A 6561-nucleotide genomic window follows, 5' to 3' on the forward strand; every position below is an offset into this window, starting at 1 on the left:
AAAGGCCGTCTTTTAAAATAGAGAGAAATATACAAGATGGACTAATAAGTATTTCTTGTGACGGGGAGATTTGACGCGATGTCTAAACTTGTCTGGCCGACTGTTTTCATACTGATCCTTTCCATATGTGGCCTGCTTTTTTTTCAATGGAAGCCCATTTCAACGTTTTCCGGGGGAGAAAAAGTCGAACAAAACGTGGTGGTCCGGCATATGCAGGATCACTTTCAAATAGAGCAATCAATCAAACATATTCCTGAAGGCAGCTATGAAATGCGCAAGCCCACAAATCTGGATTCTTTTTCTTGTACAAGCAGCCGCCATCAATCGTGTATTTGGCTGGATCAGGAAAATACAAAAATCGCTATTGGTGAAGAAGAAACGATTTCTTTTACATACCGGCTTCCATCCTCTAAAAGCCCGAGTCATTTTGTGCTGGACAACTGGCTGTTTGAAGTTCAAAATGTCTCTCGCCATTCCACCCGAATTCAGCTTACGGACGAAAAATGGCGGCAAGGGGAGTGGGTGGCAGCGGCCGATTCTGTAGGCAAGAGAAAAATGAATGCCATCGATTATTATGTGTTTGAGACAAACCAGAAAAGTCCGGCTCTTTATTGGAATGCGAATGAGATGCATGAACTTTATAAGGATCAGTATGTAACGGTTTATTCGGAAAGCAATGTATCGGCGGATTTTTCAAAGTTAAGTAATTTGAATGGCAAGGGGAAGCTGGTGGCAATTGTTACAAAAAAAGCGAAAAAACTTCAGGATTTTGACGACCTGATCCTGGTTCCGGATGAAGAAGCCATTTTGCCGGCAATGGTTGTGAAAACAATTTCTATGGAAAAGAATCAAGAGTGGTTGCTCGATGTGATCATGTCAGCTTTTTTAGAGCGTCCTTACGGCAGTAAAAAAGCTCAAAGCATGTATCTTGAGTTGGAACGAGAATTGCAAAAAGAGGGTGTTGAGCGTTGGCTGTCGAAAGTTCTGTCTGATAAAACGGCTATATCAGCACGTCGGTTGGACGCTCATATATGGGAAGAAACAGGCAGAAAGACAAATTTTTTTGCATTAAATGAGGAGGAAACGAAAGCTTTTATCCCATTTTTTGCAGTGGATGCAAGGCCGATTTTGATTCATGAGGTACAGGCGGATAACGTATCAATCTTGTATCACAATGAACAGCCGTACATTTCCTTCTTTCCACTTGCTGAGCAGCTCGGGTTTACAGTACAGCCGGGGCCAGATCAAGCGGTGATGAAAAGGGGAGATGATACTTTTGAGTTTTATTACGGAAAAAAAATCTTCTATAAAAATGGGCGCCCATTTGGTCTTTCAAGCAATCCCTTTCTATTAATGGGATCAGAAACATATATCCATACCGAGATGGTCTCACTTGTCTTTGGCATCAGGCTTTTTGAAGCAGACAATAAAATCAAATTGCAATAAAAAACCCTGCAGAAATTCTGCAGGGTCCTTCTATTTTCCGCCTTGGCGGATAGAAGGCAAAGGGAGAGGAGAAACCGGAGGAAGAACTTATGGGGAAACGTAAGTCTTCTCCGCGGTTGGCAACAACATCTGCTGCGATGTTGTTATTCATATTATCGCCTGTTGGGAAAGTTTTATACATAAATTGCTTGCAGGTTCTTACTTGTAAAAGCTTTTACAGGTAGCTTGTCCATTTTTTTTGTGTTAGTATAAAAAAGTATGAAAACAGCGAATGGTGACGAATATGAGGATAATATCTGGCAGTTGTAAAGGTAGAAAGTTAAAAGCGGTTCCGGGAACATCAACGAGACCGACGACTGATAAAATGAAAGAGACCATTTTTAACTGGATTGGTCCCTATTTTAATGGAGGACTTGGGCTTGATTTATATGCCGGAAGCGGTGGGCTCGGTCTGGAAGCGTTAAGCCGGGGACTTGATCGGGTCATCTTTATAGATAGCAATAAATTTGCCGTGCAAACGGTTAAAACGAACATATCTTTATGTGGTTTTGATGATCAATGCGAGATATATCAAAATGATGCAAGAAGGGCTTTAAAAGCTGTCACAAAGAGAGGCTTGCAGTTTGATGTCATTTTTATTGATCCTCCATATCAAAAGCAAAAAATTGCCGCATTGCTTGAAGAGATCGATAAACATTCATTATTAAAAGAAGCGGGCTCTATTATTTGTGAACATGATCCAGAGGTAAAGCTTCCCGCATCGGTCGGAAAGCTCATACAAGCAAAACATACTGATTATGGGATGAGCGGTTTGTCGTTATATACGAAAGAGGGGGAATCAGAATGAAGAGAATCGCAGTATGTCCGGGAAGTTTTGATCCCGTTACAAACGGGCATTTGGATATCATTCGCCGGGCGGCGAAAGTATTTGATGAAGTAAGTGTCGTTGTTTTAAGCAATTCTTCCAAACGCCCATTATTTTCTACAGAAGAAAGAACAGCGTTATTGCAGCAAGTAACGAAAGAAATACATAATGTGAAAGTCGATTCCTTTAACGGCCTGCTTGTCGATTATGCAAAGGGCGTTGGTGCAAGCGCTATTGTAAGAGGCTTAAGGGCCGTTTCCGACTTTGAATATGAAATGCAAATTACATCTATGAACAGGGTGCTGGATGAAAACATCGAAACGTTTTTCGTTATGACAAATAGTCAATATTCTTTTTTAAGTTCCAGCATCGTCAAAGAAGTTGCGAAATACGGTGCGAATATCTCGGATTTGGTTCCGGCACAAGTTGAAAAAGCGCTGAAAGAAAAGTTTTTGCAAAAGTGAAAAGATGCTTAATTTGCTGTTCTCATCTTGTGCAAGTAAAAACCGATTCCAACGATCAATAGGAGGATTGTACTAATCGGTCCGATATGGCTAAGCCAAGCCAATGCTTTTTCCCACCAATTAACTTGGAATTGCAAAAATGCCGGTATGGCTGATGAGTGTATTAAAAATCTTTGTTCAAAGGGAATCCATAAAAGGAATGTAAACAATCCGGATATAAACCCTTGCATGATGCGGGCAATGAAAAACGGCAGAAAGCGAATATCTGTTTGCGCCAGTATACTGGCAACTTGCGCTTGAACACTGAACCCGCTGAAACCCAAAATAAAGCTGGCCATTACTACTTGATACATCAGGCCTGCATCCACTGCTTGACTTGCCATTTGGTTTCCGATCGTGATTTCAAATAGCCCGGCAATCAAAGGAATGCTCAAGTCAGTCGGCAGTTGGAAAAATAATAATAGTACTTTGGCGATTTTTGCCAGAAACAATGTAATATGAAGATGAAACAACAGCTTATTAAGCACTGAAAACAGAATGATAAACCCGCCAATCATGAGCAGTGTGTTGATAGATGTGATAACCGCGTCTCCAACCAGCTTGCCGATTGGCTTTTTATTTTTAAGCCTTGTGTGATGTAATGCAGACAGTGCTTGGGCAAAAATAGGGCGCGTGGATGCTCTTTTATACTGCTTCGGCTTCGTTTCTTTTTTACCGTATCCTCTCATGATTAAACCGACACAAAAATTACTAAAGTAATGAGCCGCTGCCAACATAATCCCCAGTTTCGGGTTGTGAAAGAAGCCAACCGATACTGCTCCAAAAATAAAAAGGGGACTGGAACAATTTGTAAATGATACGAGCCGTTCAGCTTCGCCCCTGGTTAACTGGCCTTCTTGACGCAGTCGGGCAGTAATTTTTGCTCCTGCCGGAAAGCCGGAAGCCATCCCCATCGCCCAGGCAAATCCACCCACTCCGGGGACTCTAAATAATGGGCGCATGAAAGGCTCAAGTAATATTCCTACAAATTTAACGACTCCGAATCCGATCAGTAATTCGGAGAGTACAAAAAAAGGAAAAAGGGATGGAAAGACAATTTCCCACCACATATTTAATCCCCGAACGGAAGCTTCAAATGATTTTTCCGGCAGTAGGATCATGGAAGCAGCCATGCATGAAATGCTTGCGGCGAGTAAGATCGTTTTTATTTTTGATAAACTCAATTCATGACCTCCCTGTCCAACGTCCCTACATAATCAATATACTCATAGGCTGTTCATTTAGACCATAAAATGAGGTAGGGAGGTGTGACAATGGAGAAGCCAACAGTCGGCCTGGCGCTTGGATCAGGCGGAGCAAGGGGTTTTGCGCATTTGGGGGTCATTAAAGCTTTGGCGGACCATTCCATCCCGATTGATATGATTGCCGGAAGCAGCATGGGGGCGCTCGTCGGCTGTTTTTACGCATTCGGACATGATGTTGACAAGCTAATCAAGCTGTCAAAGGCGTTCCATCGAAAGCATTATTTGGATTTTACGATACCAAAAATGGGGTTTATTTCCGGAAAAAGGCTCAAAAACTTCATTCGGCTTTTTATGCAAGGAAAGCGATTGGAACAATTACGTATCCCTGTAGCGGTCATTGCCACCGATTTGCATACGGGGGAAAAAGTGGTTTTTAGGGAGGGGCAGGCCGAAGAAGCAATCAGGGCAAGCATTTCGATTCCCGGGATTTTTGTGCCGGAAAAAATCAAAGGGCGGCTCCTGATTGATGGCGGGGTTTCTGACCGGGTACCCATCGCAACAGTAAGAGAAATGGGCGCGAATATTGTAATAGGTGTTGATGTTTCAAGAATCAATACAAGAGCGGATATTCAAACGATTTACGATGTGATCATGCAAAGTATTGATATTTTACAAATGGAAATCATTGCTGCGCGGGAAATGGAAGCAGATGTAATGATTTTACCACCGGTGGAACACGTGAATGCGCGGTCCTTTAGAAATATCGAAGAGATTATCCAGATAGGGGAAGAGGCCGCCCTTTTAAAATTGCCCGAAATAAACGAAGCAATGAAAAGGTGGCCCCACACTATGGACGATTCCCGATCATGATGGGCGGTTGGGCAAATTCAAGGGAGACCAGGCTGCTTTTTTCAGGATCAGGCAATACATGTGCGTATACTTGAGAAGATTTTCGATCCAACATCAGCCATTCGTCAGGGTAAGAGGAAACAGTTGAAATGAGCGGAAGCTCCAACTCTTTTTTTCGTTTGTTCAAGTAATCTCTTCCGGCGGAACTCATTCCGAGTAAACGAATATACTGTGGCTTTTTGGCGGCAGGAATCATCATATTTTTCGGTGTGTTTGTTAAGATGTGTACACAAATTCGTTGCAATCTCGTCCATGTATATCTTTTTGTTTTGGCACTTTCCATAAACGAATGGAAGCTCTTTGCATTTTGGGCTGTTTTTTTAAGCCGGTAAGGCAATCCTTCTTCGGCATCGTATACTTGCTGAAGTTCATCATCACTCATTGTGAGCAGGCGGTATTGAAGATAAGGCCAATAATCTTCCCAATCATGGAGCTTTTTGTATCTGTTTACATAGGAAGCGAGCGCGGAAAGTGTTGATTCGGGAACATAAGCGGCAATGTGATCAAGGTTGGGATTTTCGCTCAATGATTTGCGAATCGATGTAGCGCTTGCCATTTTCTCATGATGGAAAGTTTGATCATGGTGCCCCGCTTTGTTTCTTTTTACTGTAAAAAAATGAATATGGCTGTTAATCTCATGTGCTGCACGTATGTATTGGTAGCCCAATATGTTATTCGGTTTGGATAAATCAACGCCATTGCGCAATCCATCTTTAACGGCTTCGTATGCCAGCGCCAAGGCCCGGGGATAACTGACTCCCTGTTTTACATAACGTTTTATGTGATCGTTATATGTTTCGGAATGCTTATTTAAATAATCCAGCGTATTAAAAAATGGCTGGACCTCTCCCGATTCGCTGCCAAAACAAATAGAGTCGCATTTTAACGCATTTAGCAGATAAACGGCTCCAAAAGCAAAAATTTCCGCTTTTTGGACAGCAAATGCATACGGCAATTCCACCACAATATCCGAGCCGGCCTCAAGGGCCATTCGTGTCCTGTACCATTTTGAAATGAGTGCGGGTTCTCCCCTTTGCAAAAAATTCCCGCTCATGACACAAATGACCACACCCGCTCCAGACACTTCCTTTGATTTGTGTAAATGATACAGATGTCCGTTATGAAATGGATTATATTCTGCAATAATGCCAACACTTTTCATAAGATCTACTCCTGTTACAATATCGTAACTATATATTACTTGAAACAACCGTTGATGGGAAATAAAGTGAAACTTCATTTAGTAGGGCTCCTACTGAATGTTAGTTGAACCAATCGGGCATTTAGGTGCCGTTTACTCCCACTTAGACCTTTTGTATTCACTCGAGAATTTGAATTGGGAGTGTTAAGGCACCTTACATGCGGGATAAAGTGAAACTTCATTTCTTGGTATGCCTTTCCCAAGAAATGTTAGTTGAACCAATCGGGCATTTAGGTGCCGTTTACTCCCACTTAGACCTTTTGTATTCACTCGAGATTTTGAATTGGGAGTTTTACGGCACCTTACATGCGGGATAAAGTGAAACTTCATTCAGTAGTATAAATGCTACTCTAAGAATGTACAAAGTTGATTGTTTAATAATGTACAGCTTCGACCAATAACCGCATAATATTCTTGAGGTGAATATTATGT

Annotated in this window: 6 protein-coding genes; 4 read left to right on the forward strand and 2 right to left on the reverse strand. The window is 42.0% G+C overall.

Annotated elements, in window-relative coordinates; translation table 11 throughout:
- Positions 1-78 precede the first annotated feature (78 nt).
- From JOC94_RS18155 to coaD, 3 genes are all read left to right on the forward strand, one after another.
- The gene (locus JOC94_RS18155; RefSeq protein ID WP_077111016.1) at positions 79-1446 is read left to right on the forward strand and encodes a stalk domain-containing protein; all 1368 of its coding nucleotides are present in this window, start codon (positions 79-81) and stop codon (positions 1444-1446) included.
- A 283-nt stretch (positions 1447-1729) separates the two neighbouring features.
- Positions 1730-2293 (forward strand): 16S rRNA (guanine(966)-N(2))-methyltransferase RsmD, encoded by a 564-nt coding sequence (gene rsmD, locus JOC94_RS18160; protein WP_077111018.1) that lies wholly within the window; start codon positions 1730-1732, stop codon positions 2291-2293.
- Entirely contained in the window at positions 2290-2775 is a 486-nt protein-coding gene (coaD, locus tag JOC94_RS18165) for a pantetheine-phosphate adenylyltransferase (RefSeq protein WP_077111020.1), read from the forward strand. The genes rsmD and coaD overlap by 4 nt, the downstream gene beginning before the upstream one ends.
- An 8-nt stretch (positions 2776-2783) precedes the next feature.
- Here coaD and ylbJ read toward each other — a convergent pair whose 3' ends face one another.
- On the reverse strand, positions 2784-3998 hold the full coding sequence (gene ylbJ, locus JOC94_RS18170; protein WP_077111022.1) for a sporulation integral membrane protein YlbJ: 1215 nt from the start codon (positions 3996-3998) through the stop codon (positions 2784-2786).
- Positions 3999-4088: 90 nt separating this feature from the next.
- On the opposite strand from ylbJ, the gene JOC94_RS18175 reads away from it, so the two are divergent.
- Entirely contained in the window at positions 4089-4889 is an 801-nt protein-coding gene (locus tag JOC94_RS18175; protein WP_077111024.1) for a patatin-like phospholipase family protein, read from the forward strand.
- Here the strand turns inward: JOC94_RS18175 and JOC94_RS18180 are convergent.
- Positions 4867-6168 (reverse strand): nucleotidyltransferase, encoded by a 1302-nt coding sequence (locus JOC94_RS18180; protein ID WP_321189665.1) that lies wholly within the window; start codon positions 6166-6168, stop codon positions 4867-4869. The two genes, JOC94_RS18175 and JOC94_RS18180, sit on opposite strands and share 23 nt — an antisense overlap.
- Positions 6169-6561: the final 393 nt, after the last annotated feature.

Origin of the sequence: Siminovitchia thermophila (genome assembly GCF_016909185.1) — a bacterium.
In the GTDB taxonomy this organism is placed as follows: Bacteria; Bacillota; Bacilli; order Bacillales; family Bacillaceae_C; genus Siminovitchia; species Siminovitchia thermophila.

Excerpts from the sequence above, each read along its gene's own strand:
- JOC94_RS18155 (WP_077111016.1), top strand. The coding sequence starts at position 79 with ATGTCTAAACTTGTCTGGCCGACTGTTTTCATACTGATCCTTTCCATA.
- rsmD (WP_077111018.1), top strand. The coding sequence starts at position 1,730 with ATGAGGATAATATCTGGCAGTTGTAAAGGTAGAAAGTTAAAAGCGGTT.
- coaD (WP_077111020.1), top strand. The coding sequence starts at position 2,290 with ATGAAGAGAATCGCAGTATGTCCGGGAAGTTTTGATCCCGTTACAAAC.
- JOC94_RS18175 (WP_077111024.1), top strand. The coding sequence starts at position 4,089 with ATGGAGAAGCCAACAGTCGGCCTGGCGCTTGGATCAGGCGGAGCAAGG.
- JOC94_RS18180 (WP_321189665.1), bottom strand. The coding sequence starts at position 6,168 with ATGAAGTTTCACTTTATTTCCCATCAACGGTTGTTTCAAGTAATATAT.